Source organism: Streptomyces sp. Mut1, from assembly GCF_030719295.1.
GTDB classification, from domain to species: Bacteria; Actinomycetota; Actinomycetes; order Streptomycetales; family Streptomycetaceae; genus Streptomyces; species Streptomyces castrisilvae.
This window is the reverse complement of record NZ_CP120997.1, coordinates 2,197,637-2,213,014: the sequence shown is the minus strand read 5'-3', so window position 1 is coordinate 2,213,014 and position 15,378 is coordinate 2,197,637. Positions and strand designations below refer to the sequence as shown.

The window sequence follows — 15,378 nt, the reverse complement described above, 5'->3', positions numbered from 1 at the left end:
GGTCATGACGACCCACGTCGAGAACCCCTTCATGCTGGGCCTCGACTCGAACTTCTATCTGAAGGACGAGTTCGAGAGCCCCGAGAAGCGCACCAACGTCACCTGGTTCTACCCGAAGATCTGCGCCTTCCAGGACGCCCTCGACAACGAGGGGAAGAAGGCCGAGTACTTCTCCTTCCTGGACCGCCAGTCCCACCCGGAGCAGACCGACATCCTGCTCTACTTCCACATCCCGTTCTGCGAGGCCTTCTGCAACTTCTGCGCCTGCTTCAAGGAGTCGGCGGCGAAGTACCAGGGCGAGCGGCAGAAGCGCTTCGTCCAGGCCATGGTCAAGGAGATCCAGCGCAACGCCCGCTCGAAGTACTTCGAGGGCACGAAGGTCAGGTACGTCCAGTTCGGCGGCGGCACGCCGTCCGCGCTGGAACAGGAGTCGATGGCGACCATCCTGGAGGCCGTCCACCGCGAGTTCGACCTGAGCGAGGTCGACGGCATCTCCCTGGAGGGCAGCCCGCTCGGCCTGTCCAAGGACGGCTACATCGAGATGCTGAAGTCCCTCGGCATCACCCGTATCTCCTTCGGCGTCCAGACCCTCGACGAGGACATCCGCCGCAAGCTCACCATCAAGGCCAGCGTCGAGCAGGTCCACCAGACCGCCGAGAACATCCGCAAGGCCGGCATCCGCACCTTCGCCCTGGACCTCATGTACAACCTGCCGGGGCAGGACGACGAGGTCCTCGGCCGTGACCTGGAGGGCATCTGCGGCGAGCTGCGCCCCAGCTTCGTGCAGACGTACCGCTTCAACCAGTGGGAGGGCACCCGCCTCGACCAGCAGATCCGGGCCGGCAAGGTCGCCGAGGTGAAGCCGTCGGGTGCCATCGAGCGCGAGCAGTACCGGCAGATCAAGGACGGTCTGGCCGGGTACGGCTACGACAAGCAGCTCCTGATCAACTTCTTCACCCACCTCGACGACGCGGGCGAGATCGGCCTCAACCACGCCTGCGGCGGCAACGGTTACCGCGCCAGCTACACCCTGGGGATCGGCCCCGCCGCCGAGAACTACATGGGCGAGCGCAGCTACCGCAACCACACCGACGTCGAGCGGTGGATGCGGGAGGTCGAGGAAGGCATCATCCCGATCGAGCAGGGCCGCATCTGCTCCGAGGACGAGGTCGAGAACCGGGTCATGGTCTTCTTCCCGGTCTTCGGTACCGTCCGCAAGGCCGACGTCGCCAACTTCGAGAAGTACCGCCGCGAGGTGGACTGGCTGGTCGAGGGCGGCTACGCGATCGAGACCGACGAGGACCTGACCCTCACCGAGGTCGGCCGCGAGAACGCCGGCAACATCGCCTTCCTCTTCTACTCGGACGAGGAGAAGGCCCGCGCCCGGCGCACGATGTACCTGTCGCTGAAGAACAAGCGCAACCCCTTCCACCAGGACGCGCAGAACATCCCGCGGACCCCGCTCTTCCTCCAGACCCGCCCGAAGACGGCGGAGGAGACCGCCAAGGAGAGCACCCCCGCCGAACCCGAGAAGAGCTGATCCACCGATGGACGCCCGCAAGACCCAGGCGGAGATCGAGGACGACCTCCGTGGGGTGATCGCCCAGATCTTCCCGCAGCAGCTGGTCGAACTCGCCTCCGACACCCCGCTGTTCAACGGCGGACTGTCGCTCAACTCGACCCAGATGATCGAACTGACCCTGGCCTTCGAGACGTTCTACGACATCGAGCTCGAACCCGAGCTGCTGACGACGGAGAACTTCGCGACCCTGGGTTCCCTCTCCGGTCTCCTGGAGGAACTCCTCGAAGACGAGGTGTCCCCTGTCTGAGATCCACTCGGACGTGCGCGTGGTGCTGATCCACGGGAACGCCGGAGCGAGCGTCGAGGGCATCTGGTTCCCGTACCTGAAACGGGAACTGGAGGCCCTCGGCGTCGAGGTGGTGGCCGAGACCTTCCCCGACCCCATCAAGGGCCGGATGCGCTACTGGCTGCCCTACCTCACCGACGTCATCCGCCCGGACGAGCGGACGGTCATCGTCGGCCACTCGTCCGGCGCGCTGACCGCCTTCCGGTACGCGGAGACGGCACCGCTCCTGGGCACCTTCGCCGTCGCCGGGCACCACCACGACTGCGGCTTCGAACTGGAGCGCCGCAGCGGCTTCTTCGACACCCCGTGGGACTGGAAGGCGATCCGCGCCAACCAGTCGTTCATCGAGCAGTTCCACTCGAAGGACGACCCCTGGGTACCCTTCGCGGTCGCCGAGGAACTGCACGAGCTGACCGGTTCCACCTTCAACGCCATGGACGGCATGGGCCACTTCGGCTCCTACGACCAGCAGATGGACACCTTCCCGGAGCTGCTGGAGGCGGTCCGCCGCCGCCTCGACGGGACACCGCTGGAGGAACGATGAGCGTCGCCTTCGCCGACGAACTGCTGGAGCGGCGGCGGGACAGCGGGGCCACCGCCGTCGTCGACCTGGAGACCGGGGAGCAGGTCTCGTACCGCACCCTCGCCCGGCGCGTCCAGGCCCTGACCGGTCTCCTCGCCGGGCTCGGCGTGGGCCGGGGCGGGACCGTCGCGATGGTGATGGACAAGTCCGCCGCCTCGGTCGCGGTCATGTGGGCCGCGCTGCGCCTCGGCGCCCGCTACGTGCCGCTGGACGAGTCGCTGCCGGCGGCCCGGATCGCGCTGCTGCTCGGCACGTGCGCGCCCACGGTCACCGTCGTCCAGCCCGCCCACCGGGAACTCCTCGACGGGGCGCCGGCCGGGACGGTGGTCACGGTGGGCGGGGACCCCGGGGAGGCGGGCACCGGCTGGGACCCCTCGGCCGAGGCCGCGCCGGGACCGGCCGGCACCGGGGGACGGACCCCCGACGACGACGCGTACGTCGTCTTCACCTCCGGCTCGACCGGCACCCCCAAGGGCGTCGTGATCAGCCACCGGTCGATGTGCGCCCTGCTGACCGGGGTGCAGGAGACCGTCGGCTTCGAGGACGGCATGCGCTTCCTCAACGTCGCGCCGCTCTTCTTCGACGCCTCGGTCGTCGACCTCTGGTCGACCTTCCTGGTCGGCGGCACCGTGCACCTGCTGCCCCGGCTGCGCATGCCCACCCAGGTCACCCGCGCGATCGAGGAGTGGCGGATCACCGACACGCTGCTCGTGCCGTCCGTGATCCGGATGCTGGTCAGCCGGTTCAGCGACGCCGGGCGGCGCGACCTCGGCTCGCTGCGGCGGCTGTGGTTCGGCGGCGAGTCCTGCCCGGTGTCGGTCCTGGAGGCGTTCTCCGCCCTCGTACCGGGACTGCGGTACGTGCACGGGTACGGGCCCACCGAGACCACGCACAGCGCCACGCTCTTCCTCACCGGCACCCCCGGCAAGGACGGCGAGGAGTTCCTGCCCATCGGCCATCCGCTGCCCGCCGTGGACGTGCTCGTCGTGGACGACGCGCTGCGGCCGGTGGCCGACGGGGAGACCGGTGAACTCCTCATCGGGGGCGCGCAGGTGATGACGGGATACTGCGGCGAGCCGGAGCGCACCGCTCGGGCCGTGGTCGAGGACCCGGCGGGCGCCGGGGGGCGCTACTACCGTTCCGGCGACTACGTGCGCCGCCGGCCGGAGGACGGCGCCCTGGTCTTCCTCGGGCGCCGCGACGACGCCCTGAAGATCAACGGCAACCTCGTCCACCTCTCCGAGGTGGAGGCGGCGACCCTGGCCGTGGACGGGGTGTCGGACTGCTGCGCGGTCCCGGTCGCCCACCCGCTGACCGGCCGGGCGATCATGCTCTTCGTCCTCGGCCGGCAGGACGCCGGCACCGGGCCGCGCGAGGAGGAGCTGCGCCGGCGGCTCGCGCTGCGGCTGCCCGACTACATGCTGCCGGCCCGCGTCGAGTTCCTGGCCGACGGGGACGTGAGCCTCACGCCGTCCGGCAAACTCGACCGCGACCGGCTGCGGGCCCTCGCGGACGGGCCCGGAGAGGGGGCGAAGTCCAGGTGACCGAGAAGGAGCTGGCCCGGTTCGAGCAGTGCGGCGTGGTGACCGTCGTGCCCCGCTCGGCCACCGGTCTCGCGCTCGGCGACGACCCCGCGCTGCTCCTCGGGCACCGGGCCGAGGAGTTCCTCGCGGCTCCCGGAACCATCGACCGGCTGGCCGACGCCTACACCCGCGAGGGGCTCGCCGTCGAGGCGAGGACCGAGGCCGGCCTCACCGTCTCCGGCGCCCCCGCCCTGCTCGCGGAGGTCTTCGGCCACCCGGTGCGGCCGGTGCGGAACAAGTACATCCGGGAGACGGTCCGCTACGAGTTCGCCGCCGCGGGCCCGCTCGGCTCCCGGCTCCACGCCGGCCTGGTCCAGGAGGTACGGGCCCCGCGTGCCGGCTTCGAGCTGGGTGCCGGGGCCACCCCGCCGCTCCCGCCCGACGCGCGGTATCTGCGGCTGCCCGAGGACGCCGTCCGCGTCGCCGGCGCCGGCCGGCCGCACGCGGCGGGCGTCCGGGGCGACGGCGTCCGGGTCGTGATGGTCGACACCGGCCTGTACGGCCACCCGCACCACCGTGCCCACGGCTACCGCACGACGGTCGTCCCCGGCCTGTCCGCCCTCGACCCCGCCGTGGACGAACGCGGCCACGGCACCGCCATGTCGGCGCTGCTGCTCGCGGTCGCGCCCCGGGCCGACCTCACCATGGTCAAGATGGCCTGCGAGAGCTTCTCCTTCCCGCTGGCGGCCTTCCAGCGGGCGGTGGAGCTGGCACCGGACGTCATCTCGTGCAGTTGGGGCACCCTGCGCGCGGAGCCGCACCTGCACCTGGAGGTCGCGAACGCGGTGCGGCGCGGGATCACGGTCCTGTTCGCCGCCGGGAACGGCTCGACGGACCGGCGCACCGCCATGTTCCAGTCGGTGGCGACACCGGGCGCGATCACGGTCGGCGGGGTCCACGTGGGGCCGGACGGACAAAGGCGGGCCGCCGACCTGGCGTCCAGCTACCGCTCGGACGTCTTCCCCGGCCGGCGGGTGCCCGACCTGTCCGGGCCGTGCGGAATGCTGCCGAACGGCGACTACGTGGTGTTCCCGACCCAGCCCGGGTGCATGTTCGACCGCCGCAACAGCGCGTACGACGGGACCGCCCCCGACGACGGCTGGCTGGTGTCCAGCGGGACGTCCGGAGCGACGGCGTACGCGGCCGGGGTGGTGGCGCTCGCGGTACAGCAGGGCGTCGGCAAGGGCCGCGCGCTGAGTGCCGAAGACCTGGCGGGCGCCTGCCTTCCGGTGACGGAGGGGCGGACCCTGACCGGCGACGACTGCGGCGGCGTCTGCCCGAACGAGGCGGTGGGCTACGGCCTGCTCACGGCAGCGCGCCTCCCATGACATGGACGGAAGGCCTGGTCGGCCGGCGGGTCCTGTGCGTGGGCACGGACCTCGCGGACGTGGCGGAGATACGGGGCGTGCTCACCCGCCAACCGGCCTTCAGAACCAGGGCGTTCACCGAGGCCGAGCGCGCCTACTGCGACATCCCTCGGGACCCGGCGGAGCGGTACGCGGTCCGGTTCGCGGCCAAGGAAGCGGTGCTGAAGGCACTGGGCACGGGCCTGGCCGGGGCGCCGCTCACCGATATCGAGGTCCGGCGGGCGCCCGGCGGGAAGCCCTCCCTCCACCTCGCGGGCCGGGCCGCGGCGCTGGCGGAAGCGGCGGGCGTCCGCACCTGGCTGATCAGCCTCACGCACACGGCTGCCCAGGCGCACGCGATGGTGGCGGGGATCGGCGACGAGACGTGAACGCGCTACGTCACCTCACCCTCTCCAGCTTCGGCATCTCACCGCCCGTCGTCCCGCTGTCGATCAGCGAGAACGGCGAGCCGTCCGGGTCCGTCAGCGCCGCGAACCTGCCGAACGGCATCGTCATCGGGCCGAACCGCAGCGTCGCACCCAGCGACTTCGCCTTCTCCACCGCAGCGTCGCAGTCCGCGACCGTGAAGTACACGTTCAGGTACGGCGGCACCTCGGGCGGGAAGTCGTCCGTCATCTTCATCCGGCCCATGACCGGGTCCGCGCCCAGGTCGTAGAGGGTGAAGTCGACCGCGTCGTCGGCCATGCGCTGCACGCCGTATCCGAAGACGGCGGGGAAGAAGGCGTCCGCCTTCTCCGGCTCACGGGTGAAGACCTCGGCCCAGCTGTAGGCGCCGGGCACCGTCCGGGCCCCGAAGCCCTTGTGGCTGCCGGGCTGCCACACGCCGAAGGTGACCCCGCCGGGGTCGTCGGCCACCACCATCGTGCCGAACTCGCCGACCTGCATGGGCTTCACCTGGACCGTGCCGCCGTTGTCGCGGATCTTCGACGCGGTGGCCGCCGCGTCGGGCGATTCCAGGTACAGGCACCAGCCGGTCGGCATCTGCTCCGACTGCCGGGGCATCAGCGCGGCGACCGCCTTCTCGTTCACAAAGGCCTGGGTGTAGCTGCCGTACTCGGCCAGTGTGTCGCCGAACGTCCAGCCCAGCAGCTCACCGTAGAAGCGTTTCGCCTCGGCGAGGTCGCCGACCGTCGCGTCCGCCCAGCACGGCGTGCCTTCTGCTTCTGCGGGCATGGTGGGTCATCTCCTCGGGTGACGGGTCTGCCCCCTCTGTCCACGCTAGCCACCCTCGGCCGCTCCTGCGCGTCGGCCCGGCGCACCGGCCACCGAGCGGGCCACGCCCAGGTCCACCAGGTCCTGCGGGCGCAGCCGCAGCTGGCCGGCCGTGGCCCGGACGCGGTCCGGGTCCCGCTTCAGGATCGCCGCGGCCAACTCGGGGGCGATGACCGAGAAGTAGCTGTCCGGGGTGACGTGCGTGCGGTCCGGCGCGGCCAGGGCCAGCGCGCCGCCCGATCCGCCCTCGCCGATCACCAGGGTCGTGACCGGGACCCGGGCCGCCGCGATCGACGCGAAGGCGTCCGCGATGGCCGCGCCCGCGCCGGAACGTTCCGCCTCCGCGTCGTTGGCCGCGCCCGGGGTGTCGACCAGGGTGAGGACCGGGATCCCCAGCCGGTCGGCGAGCCTGATCACCCGGGCCGCCGTGCGGTACCCGGCCGGGCGCGTCGCGGTGCCGCACTGCGCCACGTACGCCACCGGCCGCCCCTCGCGCAGCCCGAACCCGCAGAGCAGCCCCGGGTCCGTCCCGCCGCAGCGGTCGCCGCTCAGCGGGAGGCGCAGGCCGAAGTAGGCGTCCAGGTAGGCCCCGGCGCGCGGCCGGTCCGCCGCCCTGGCCCGCAGGACCGCGTCCCAGCCCGTGCGGGGCAGATCGGTCGCCCCGAGCGCGTCCGGGACCGGGGCGGGCGCGGGCGGGGCGTCGTGGTGGGCGAGCAGGCCCAGCCAGCGGCCCACCGTGGCCGGCAGCTCCCCGGGCGGGACGATCGCGTCGACGGAACCGGCCGCGAGCTGGCCCTCGGCCCCGTACGCGGCGGGGTCCGCGTCCGCCGGACGCACCCGGGAACCGGCGAACCCGACCTGCGCCCCGGGCAGTGCCAGGATCACATCGGCGCCCGCGCCCAGCGTGGCCCAGCCGCCGCCGGTCGTCGGGTCGCGCAGGACCGCGAGCTGGGCCGGTCCCGCCGCCCGCAGCCGGGCCGACGCACGGGCCACCCGGTGCAGCTGGGTCAGCGCGATCATGCCTTCCTGCATGCGGCTGCCGCCCGTCGCGATCAGCGAGACGAGCGGCAGCCGCCGGGTTATGGCCTCCTCGTACGCGGCCTCCAGCCGGTCTCCGGTGCGCTGCCCGAGCGAGCCGCCCAGGAAGCCGAACTCGAACGAGATCAGGACGCAAGGATGCCCGCCGACCGTGGCGGTGCCGTGGACGACGGACTCCTGCTCGCCGGTACGGGCGGTGGCCCGCGCCCGGGAGTCGGCGTAGCCCGCCCAGCCGAGCGGGCCGTCGCCGGCGGTGTCCCCGGCGGGGGCGGCGGACTCGGTGAAGTCGGCGGTGAGCGCGCCGATCGCCTCGCGTGCCGTCAGCCGCTCAGCCATGGAGCGCCCGCTTCATGATCTTGCCCAGGTCGTTGCGCGGCAGGGCGTCCAGGTAGCGGACCGTGCGCGGGCGCTTGTGCGGGGCGAGCTGGGCCGCGACATGACCGGCCAGCGCGTCGGCGGTGGGCGGGGCGGCGGGGTCGGCCGGCACCACCCAGGCCACGATCCGCTCGCCCAGGTCCGCGTCCGGTTCGCCGGTGACGGCCGCCTCCCGGACGCCGGGGTGGTCGAGCAGGGCGTTCTCGATCTCGCCGGCGCCGATCTTGTAGCCGCCGCTCTTGATCAGGTCGGTGGCCCTGCGGCCGACGATGCGCACATATCCGTCGGGGTCGAGCGTGGCCATGTCGCCGGTACGGAACCAGCCGTCCCCGGTGAGCGCGGCGGCCGTCGCGTCGGGGCGGTTCAGATAGCCGGTGAACAGGTTCGGTCCGCGCACCTGGATCTCACCGATCGACTCCGCGTCGGCGAGCGGGCTGCCGTCCTCCTCGACGAGGCGCAGTTCCACGCCGCGCAGGGGCGGTCCGACCGTGCCGGGGCGCGGGGCGCCGTCGGCCCGTACGCCCGTGTTCATCAGGGTCTCCGTCATGCCGTACCGCTCGATGACCCGGCGGCCGGTCGCCGCCGCGATGCGCTCGTGGTCGTGGACCGGCAGCGCGGCCGACCCGGAGACCAGCAGCCGGGCGCCCGCGAGGGCCTTCGTGAGACCGGCGCAGGCGTCGGGGTCCGCCAGCGCCTCCGCGAGCCGGTGGTACATGGTGGGTACACCGAACAGCATCGTGCCGCCCGCGCCCAGCTCCCGCGCCACGCCCTCGGGGGAGAACCGGCCCAGGTGGCGCACCGAACCGCCCCGGCGCAGCGGGCCGAGCACGCCGAGGATCAGGCCGTGCACATGGAACAGCGGCAGCGCGTGGACGAGGACGTCCTCGGAGGTCCACTGCCAGGCGTCCTCCAGCGCGTCCAGCGAGGCGGCGAGCGCCCGGCGCGGCAGGACGGCCCCCTTGGGCGGCCCGGTCGTCCCGGAGGTGTACACGACCAGGGCGGGGGCCTCGGGGTCCGGCTCGGACGGCGCCGCGGGGGCGGGCCCGGTGGCCGTCGTGGTGACGTCCACCCGCTCCAGGGCGGCCAGGGCGGGCGGGAGCACGTCGTCCGGCGAGGCCAGCACCGCCGAGGGCGCGCTGTCCGCGACGATGTGCGCCAGCTCCCGTTCCCCCGTCTTCGGGTTCAGCGGTACGGCCGGTACGCCCGCCCGCAGCGCGGCGACCACGGCGACGACGGTCCCCGCGGTCGGTGTGGCCCAGACGGCGACCCGGCGGGCGCCCGCGAGCCGGGCCGCGAGCGCGTCCGTGACCTCGGTCAGCTGTGCGTACGTCAGGGAGACTTCGTCGAACCGGACGGCCTCTCGGGCGGCCGCCGGACCGGACACGTCCTGGAGTGCAGGCAGAAGTGGCATCACCCTGGGCACCCTAGAGCGATACCGCGTCCCCGTCCCTCGAATCCCGCTCGAACAGGGGTGCCCGGGATGTGACGGTTCCCTCACCCGTCCCGCTGGATGCTCCGCATGCGGCCGTACGCGTACACACAGCCCGCCAGGGCCAGGTCGGACAGGAGCATGAAACCGATCGAGAACGAGTCCTTCGCGCTGTAGATCGCGCCCATCACCAGCGGCGGCACGAAACCGCCGAGCCCGCCCATCGCGCCGACGATCCCGGTCACACTGCCCACCTTCGCCTGCGGGGTCACCTGCGAGACCAGGGCGAAGACGCTGCCGCTCGCGGTGCCCAGGCCCGCCGCCATCACGAGCAGCGCGATCGTGCCGCCCGGCGACAGCTGCGGGTCGAACGCCTGGACGATGGCGGTGAGAGCGGCGACGCCCAGCGCCGCGGAGGTGACGAGCGCCGGGTGCATGCGGTCCGACAGCCGGCCGCCGATCGGCCGGAAGATGACCGTGACCAGTGCGAACCCGGCCGCCTTCGTACCGGCGTCGGTCGGCGACAGCGCGTACCACGTCTTGAGGTACGTCGGCAGGTACACGCCGAACGCCACGATGCCGCCGAAGCCGATCGCGTACAGCGCGGACAGCTCCCAGGTGACCCGCAGCCTGCCCGCCGCGCCCAGCCGGTGGACCAGCGAATCGGCCGGCACCTGGCGGCCCGGCCGGTCGCTGACGAGCAGGGCGGCCAGCGCCGCGTACACCAGCAGCGCGGCGGCGACCACCAGGAACGGCAGGTTGTCGCCGTGCCCGGCGATGCGCGGGGTGAAGTAGCCGGACAGCGCGACCCCGCCCATGCCCATGCCGAAGATGCCCAGCGCGAGGCCGCGATCGGCGGGCGGGAACCAGGAGTTGACCAGCGGAATGCCGATCGCGAACGTCGTCCCGCCGAGTCCCAGCAGGAAGCCCACCGCCAGCATCGCCCCGTACGAGTCCCTCGCCGGGATCAGCAGCAGCACCGGCACGACGGTCAGCGCCGAGGTGAGCGGGAACATCACCCGCGCCCCGTACTTGTCGGTGAGCGCGCCCACCGGGATACGGCCCAGCGAGCCGACCAGCACCGGCACGGCGACCAGCAGCGACTGCTGGAACGAGCTCAGCCCCAGGCGGTCCTTGTAATCGGCCGACATGGGCGCGATCAGGTTCCAGGCCCAGAACGTGAGCGTGAAGCCGATCGTGGCCATCACCAGGTTGCGGTAGGCGGCGGCCGGGGCTCCGGACGGTGCGGGTGACTGCTTCACTGCTGTGTCCACACGGCCAGTCAAGGTCGGGCACGGGCCGCGAGCCCGTCGGCCTGCGCCATACGGGGGAGGGGTTCCGGCCCCCGCCCGGCTTCTCATCCGCGCCGAAGCTGCGACAATTGGGACCATGGACCGTCTGGACAGGGAAATCCTCGGTGTCCTCCAGGAGGACGCCCGGATCTCGTACCGCGACCTGGGCGTACGGGTCGGGCTCAGCGCCAACGCGGCGGCCGACCGGGTGCGGCGGCTGCGCAAGGACGGCGTCATCCGCGGCTTCACCGTGATCATCGACCCCGCGGCCGACACCCGCACCGGACTCGTCGTCTTCATCGACGTGACCCTGCGGATGGACACCACCAACGAGACGTTCGAACGGGCGGTGCTGGCCCTGCCTGGCATCACCGAGGTGGTGCACGTGACGGGCGGACACGACTATCTCGTACGGGCGACCGCCGCCGACACCGCGGCGCTCGACACCCTCCTGCGCCGCCTCAAGCGTGAGGCGGGCGTCGCGCACTCCCACACCCGTGTCGCCCTCAGAGCGGCGCCCGGCGGCCCATAAGCGCCAACGCCCCGGCTCACAGCGGCGCCTCCCATGTCACCACCGGCGCCCGCGTACCGTCCGGATCGCGCCCGTCGTCCGCGACCGTGAGGCGGACCGCACCCCGCCCGTCCGGCAGCGTCGCCGTCACGTCCACCGCCACCTCGATCGCCGACACCCCGTCCCTCCGGTGCGCCGCCGCCAGCGCGCTCCGCAACGCGGCGAGCAGCCGCCCGCCCGCCGGCTCCGTCACGAGCGCGTCCACCGCCCCGGCGAACCGCACCGACGGCTGGAAGCCGAGCACCGCCGCCGCGCCCCCGGTCTCCCGCAGCACCCGGCCCCGGAAGGTGGCGGGCGCCTCGGCGGGCGGCTGCTGGAGGGCGAAGATGGCCGTCCGCACCTCCTGGATCGTCGAATCCAGCTCGTCCACCGCCTTGGAGAGCAGCTCGCTCGTCTCCCCGGCACCGGCCCGGCGGCGCGTCGACTCCAGCATCATCTCGGTGGCGAACAGCCGCTGGACGACCAGATCGTGCAGGTCGCGCGCGATCCGGTCGCGGTCCTCGTACACCGCCAGCTGCTCCCGGTCGTGCTGCGAGTCCGCCAGCACCAGGGCGAGCGCCGCCTGCGAGGCGAACTGGGCGGCCAGCAGCCGGTCCAGGTCGGTGTACGGGCGGGCGCCGCGCCCGCGGGGCAGGGCGAGGGTCCCGATGAGCCGGCCCCCGCTCTGCAACGGCAGCATCATGCTGGGGCCGAAGCGGGACCGTACCGGTGTCGTCATCCGGGGATCGGTCGCCGAGTCGTCGATGAACACCGCCTCGCCGCCCAGCAGTTGGACCAGGACGGGGGAGCCGGGCGCGATGGCCGTGCCCACGAGCCCGGCCGGGTCCTCCTGTGTGGAGGCGACGACGATCTCCATGCCGCCCTCGTCGGTGGGCTGGAGGATCACCCCGGCCGCCGCGTCGCTGAGGATGCGGGCCCGTTCCGCCACGGTCGTCAGCGCGTCGGACAGATTCTCGCCGGTGAGCAGGGTGTTGGTGACGGCGGCCGCGCCCTCGATCCAGCGTTCGCGCTGCCGGGCGCTCTCGTACAGCCGGGCGTTGCCGATCGCGATGCCGGCCTGCGCGGCGAGGACCCGCAGCAGCCCGGCGTCGGTCTCGGTGAAGTGCCCGGTGGTCTTCTCGGCGAGGTAGATGTTGCCGAAGACCTCGTGCCGGACCCGGATCGCGGCGCCGAGGAACGAGCGCATCGGGGGATGGCCGGGCGGGACGCCGGTGGCGCGCGGGTCGGTACACAGGTCGTCGGAGCGCACCGGCCCCGGCGCGTCCACGAGGGCACCGAGCATGCCCGTGTGCCCGTCGGGGAAGTCGCCGATGGCCGCCTGCTCGGCCTCGCTCATCCCGCGGACGAACAGCTCGCGGATCGTGCCGTGCCCGGGGTCGAGCACGCCCAGCGCCCCGTACCGGGCGCCGGTCAGGGCGGTCACGGTGTCGATGATCTGCTGGAGCGTGGCCCGGAGTTCGAGGTCCGAGCCGACGCTCAGCACCGCTTCCAGGAGCCGTGGCAGCAGGGGCGACTCCGGCAGGCCGCGGTCCGGTGCCGCGCCGGCCGGCTCGTCGGTCATCGGCCGTTCCCGGCGCGCCGGTCAGCCGGCCAGCGGATCGAGGACCATCGGGCTGATCTCCCCGTCCAGCATGGCGCCCAGGCCCAGGATCGAGCAGGCGTCGGGCCGTTCGGCGATGTGCACCGGCATGCCCGTCGCGTCGCGCAGCATCTGCTCGAGGCCGGGCAGCAGGGCGCTCCCGCCGACCATCATGATCCCGCAGTCCGCGAGGTCGGCGACCAGGTCGGGCGGGCAGTCCCGCAGGACCTTGCCCAGGCCGTCCAGGACCGCGGTGAGCGGGCGGTGGATCGCCTGCCGGATCGCGGCGGTGTCGACCTCGACGGACCGGGCGAGCCCGGTCGCCACGTCCCGGCCGTGGATCTCGGTGACCGAAGGGCCCTGCGCGGTCAGCCCGTTGCCGTTGAGGGCGAGCTGGAGGGGGCGCACGGACTGGCTCGGCAGCATCAGCTCGTGGTACTGGCGCAGGTGCTGGATCACCGCGTGGTCGATCGCGTCGCCGCCGATCGGCAGGCGTACCGCCGTCACGATCGAGCCGAGCGAGAGCACCGCGATCTGCGTCGTCGCCGCCCCGCACACCATGATCATGGTCGCGGTCGGCTGCTCGACGGGCAGCCCGCAGCCGACGGCCGCCGCGATCAGGGTGTCCACGAGCTCGACCCGGCGCGCGCCGAGGCCGACCAGGGTCTCCACGGCGGCCCGGCGGGCGAGCGGATCGCTCTCGTGCGGGATGCAGGCCGCGGCACGCAGCCAGGGCTTGCGGCGCAGCTGGCGGCGGAGCTTCTCGCCGAGCAGGTGGCGCAGCATGCGCTGGGCCATCTCGATGTCCACGACGGTCCCGCCGGACACGGGGCGGACGACCCGGATGTAGTGGGGAGTACGTCCCGTCATCTGTTCGGCGAGCGCGCCGACGGCGATGAGCGAGCCGGTACGGATGTTGACGGCGGCGACGCTCGGCTCGTCCACGACGAGGCCGGGTCCCTTGACGTACACCCGGGTACGGGAGGCCCCGAGGTCGACGGCGACATGGCAACGGCGCAACTGCTCAAGGCTGACGGTCACGGCGGGTCCTCCCGAGAGCGTTGAGGGTGACCGACGGACAGCCGGCTCTCCTCGAATCGTGCGCCGCGAGGAACCACCACGCCCGCTGGGGTGCGCCGTAGGAGGGACACCCGCCCGCAGTTCAACGCCCGCCCCGGCGATCCCGGCCTGTCCGGTGTTTGCGGACGCCCGCCCGCAGTTCAACGCCCGCTCCGGCGATCCCGGCCTGTCCGGTGTTTGCGGACGCCCGCCCGCAGTTCAACGCCCGCTCCGGCCGTTCAACGCCCGCCCCGGCGAACCCAGCCCGTCCGGCGATTGAGGACGCCCGAACGGCACGTTCAAGCCCGTCCGGCGATTGAGGACACCGCCCCGCCCCCACCCGCCGGCACCACCCGCTGCAACAACCCCCACGTGAACTCCGCGACACACGCCCCCGCCCCGTCCCCGATCCCCAGCGCCCATCGCGTCGGCGCGCTGCCCTCCATCGGGCGGGCCGGCGCGAAGGCCCGCGCCACCTCGTCCACCGTGCACGACCACGGCACCAGGTCCGCCACCGTCCGCAGCTCGGGGCCCGCCGCACCCGGCGCCCGGACCAGCCACTCGTTCCACACCGCCCCGCCCGGCGCCACCATCACCTCGAACCGCAGCTCCGGCCAGAGCGGTACCGCCCACCGCAGCACGTCGAACTCCAGGTCACCGACGACCCGTCGCCCGGTCGCCCCCGGCTCGCCGAGGACCGAGCGGTAGCGCCGCAGCGCGCCCCGCCCCCGGGGCCCCCGCACCATGGCCTGCCACCGCCGGTTCGCCTCCCGCATCTCGGCGAGTGTCGCGCTCAGCTCGTGCCGGGCGTCCTCCACCAGACCGGGCTGGTGGTCGGCCATCCGGCGCAGCAGGACGAGCTGGAACTCGCGGGGCCCGAAGGGGGTGGGAGCGGTCATGCGCTCCATGGTGCCGGTCCGGCCTCCGGATCGGTCCCCACCATCCGGCGCAGCAGGTCCCGCAGCACCGTGCGGTCCGCGTCCGACAGGCCGGCCAGCGGCTCTCGGGCGAAGTCCAGCGCCTCGCGCAGTCGCAGCGCGGTCCGCGTGCCCAGCTCCGTGGGCGCGGCCAGCTTCACCCGGCGGTCGGCCGGGTCCGGGCGCCGCTCCACCAGGCCGTGCGCCTCCAGCCGGTCCACGATGCCGGTCACATTGGACGGTTCGCACTTCAGCTTCTGGGCGATCCGGCGCATCGGCAGCGGCTCGACCGAGAGCAGCCCGAGGACCCGCGCCTGCGCGCCGGTGAGGCTGTGCGCGGCCGCGGCCTGCTCGTATTCCTCGTAGTAGCGCGCCACGACGGTGCCGATGAGCTCGATGACTTCGAGGGTCAGGGGATCTATGCGCGAGGTGGCCATGACACCCAGGATACCCAGTTGCTTGACAAGGTGAAATATCCAGGCGCATGGTTGTTTCATGTGGTGAA

Annotated in this window: 15 protein-coding genes; 7 read left to right on the top strand and 8 right to left on the bottom strand. The window is 73.1% G+C overall.

Annotated features, from left to right (window positions below; all coding sequences use genetic code 11):
• Nucleotides 1–4: 4 nt before the first annotated feature.
• From P8A18_RS09455 to P8A18_RS09430, 6 genes are read left to right on the top strand one after another with little or no spacing between them, the layout of a single operon-like run.
• A complete protein-coding gene (locus tag P8A18_RS09455) occupies nucleotides 5–1,540 on the top strand; it encodes a coproporphyrinogen-III oxidase family protein (RefSeq protein ID WP_306053419.1) in 1,536 nt (511 codons plus the stop codon).
• 7 nt (nucleotides 1,541–1,547) lie between these two features.
• Nucleotides 1,548–1,829, top strand: a complete 282-nt coding sequence (locus P8A18_RS09450) for a phosphopantetheine-binding protein (protein ID WP_306053418.1) — start codon at nucleotides 1,548–1,550, stop codon at nucleotides 1,827–1,829.
• Nucleotides 1,830–1,842: 13 nt separating this feature from the next.
• Nucleotides 1,843–2,412 (top strand): RBBP9/YdeN family alpha/beta hydrolase, encoded by a 570-nt coding sequence (locus tag P8A18_RS09445; protein ID WP_306053417.1) that lies wholly within the window; start codon nucleotides 1,843–1,845, stop codon nucleotides 2,410–2,412.
• Nucleotides 2,409–3,995: an amino acid adenylation domain-containing protein gene (locus P8A18_RS09440; RefSeq protein WP_306053415.1), complete on the top strand. Its 1,587-nt coding sequence runs from the start codon at nucleotides 2,409–2,411 to the stop codon at nucleotides 3,993–3,995. The genes P8A18_RS09445 and P8A18_RS09440 overlap by 4 nt, the downstream gene beginning before the upstream one ends.
• On the top strand, nucleotides 3,992–5,362 hold the full coding sequence (locus P8A18_RS09435) for a S8 family serine peptidase (RefSeq protein ID WP_306053414.1): 1,371 nt from the start codon (nucleotides 3,992–3,994) through the stop codon (nucleotides 5,360–5,362). Before P8A18_RS09440 ends, P8A18_RS09435 begins: the two co-directional genes overlap by 4 nt.
• Entirely contained in the window at nucleotides 5,359–5,769 is a 411-nt protein-coding gene (locus P8A18_RS09430) for a holo-ACP synthase (RefSeq protein WP_306053412.1), read from the top strand. Before P8A18_RS09435 ends, P8A18_RS09430 begins: the two co-directional genes overlap by 4 nt.
• A gap of 10 nt (nucleotides 5,770–5,779) precedes the next feature.
• Here P8A18_RS09430 and P8A18_RS09425 read toward each other — a convergent pair whose 3' ends face one another.
• From P8A18_RS09425 to P8A18_RS09410, 4 genes are all read right to left on the bottom strand, one after another.
• The gene (locus P8A18_RS09425; protein ID WP_306053411.1) at nucleotides 5,780–6,574 is read right to left on the bottom strand and encodes a VOC family protein; all 795 of its coding nucleotides are present in this window, start codon (nucleotides 6,572–6,574) and stop codon (nucleotides 5,780–5,782) included.
• A gap of 45 nt (nucleotides 6,575–6,619) precedes the next feature.
• Entirely contained in the window at nucleotides 6,620–7,987 is a 1,368-nt protein-coding gene (locus P8A18_RS09420; RefSeq protein ID WP_306053409.1) for a carboxyl transferase domain-containing protein, read from the bottom strand.
• Nucleotides 7,980–9,437 (bottom strand): acyl-CoA synthetase, encoded by a 1,458-nt coding sequence (locus P8A18_RS09415; protein WP_371933651.1) that lies wholly within the window; start codon nucleotides 9,435–9,437, stop codon nucleotides 7,980–7,982. The genes P8A18_RS09420 and P8A18_RS09415 overlap by 8 nt, the downstream gene beginning before the upstream one ends.
• An 83-nt stretch (nucleotides 9,438–9,520) precedes the next feature.
• Entirely contained in the window at nucleotides 9,521–10,729 is a 1,209-nt protein-coding gene (locus P8A18_RS09410) for a nitrate/nitrite transporter (RefSeq protein WP_306053407.1), read from the bottom strand.
• 115 nt (nucleotides 10,730–10,844) lie between these two features.
• Here P8A18_RS09410 and P8A18_RS09405 point away from each other — a divergent pair, with 115 nt between their 5' ends.
• Nucleotides 10,845–11,279 carry an Lrp/AsnC family transcriptional regulator gene (locus P8A18_RS09405; protein WP_018556477.1) on the top strand — a complete coding sequence of 145 codons (435 nt, stop codon included), beginning with the start codon at nucleotides 10,845–10,847 and terminating at the stop codon, nucleotides 11,277–11,279.
• Between the two features lie 16 nt (nucleotides 11,280–11,295).
• Here the strand turns inward: P8A18_RS09405 and P8A18_RS09400 are convergent, their stop codons facing one another.
• The 4 genes from P8A18_RS09400 to P8A18_RS09385 form a co-directional block, all read right to left on the bottom strand.
• A complete protein-coding gene (locus P8A18_RS09400; protein WP_306053404.1) occupies nucleotides 11,296–12,879 on the bottom strand; it encodes a GAF domain-containing protein in 1,584 nt (527 codons plus the stop codon).
• Nucleotides 12,880–12,900: 21 nt separating this feature from the next.
• Nucleotides 12,901–13,938, bottom strand: coding sequence for a rod shape-determining protein (locus P8A18_RS09395; protein ID WP_306053403.1), 1,038 nt, complete (start codon nucleotides 13,936–13,938; stop codon nucleotides 12,901–12,903).
• A 317-nt stretch (nucleotides 13,939–14,255) separates the two neighbouring features.
• Nucleotides 14,256–14,855, bottom strand: coding sequence for a hypothetical protein (locus P8A18_RS09390; protein WP_371933650.1), 600 nt, complete (start codon nucleotides 14,853–14,855; stop codon nucleotides 14,256–14,258).
• On the bottom strand, nucleotides 14,852–15,310 hold the full coding sequence (locus tag P8A18_RS09385) for a MarR family winged helix-turn-helix transcriptional regulator (RefSeq protein WP_306053400.1): 459 nt from the start codon (nucleotides 15,308–15,310) through the stop codon (nucleotides 14,852–14,854). The genes P8A18_RS09390 and P8A18_RS09385 overlap by 4 nt, the downstream gene beginning before the upstream one ends.
• Nucleotides 15,311–15,378: the final 68 nt, after the last annotated feature.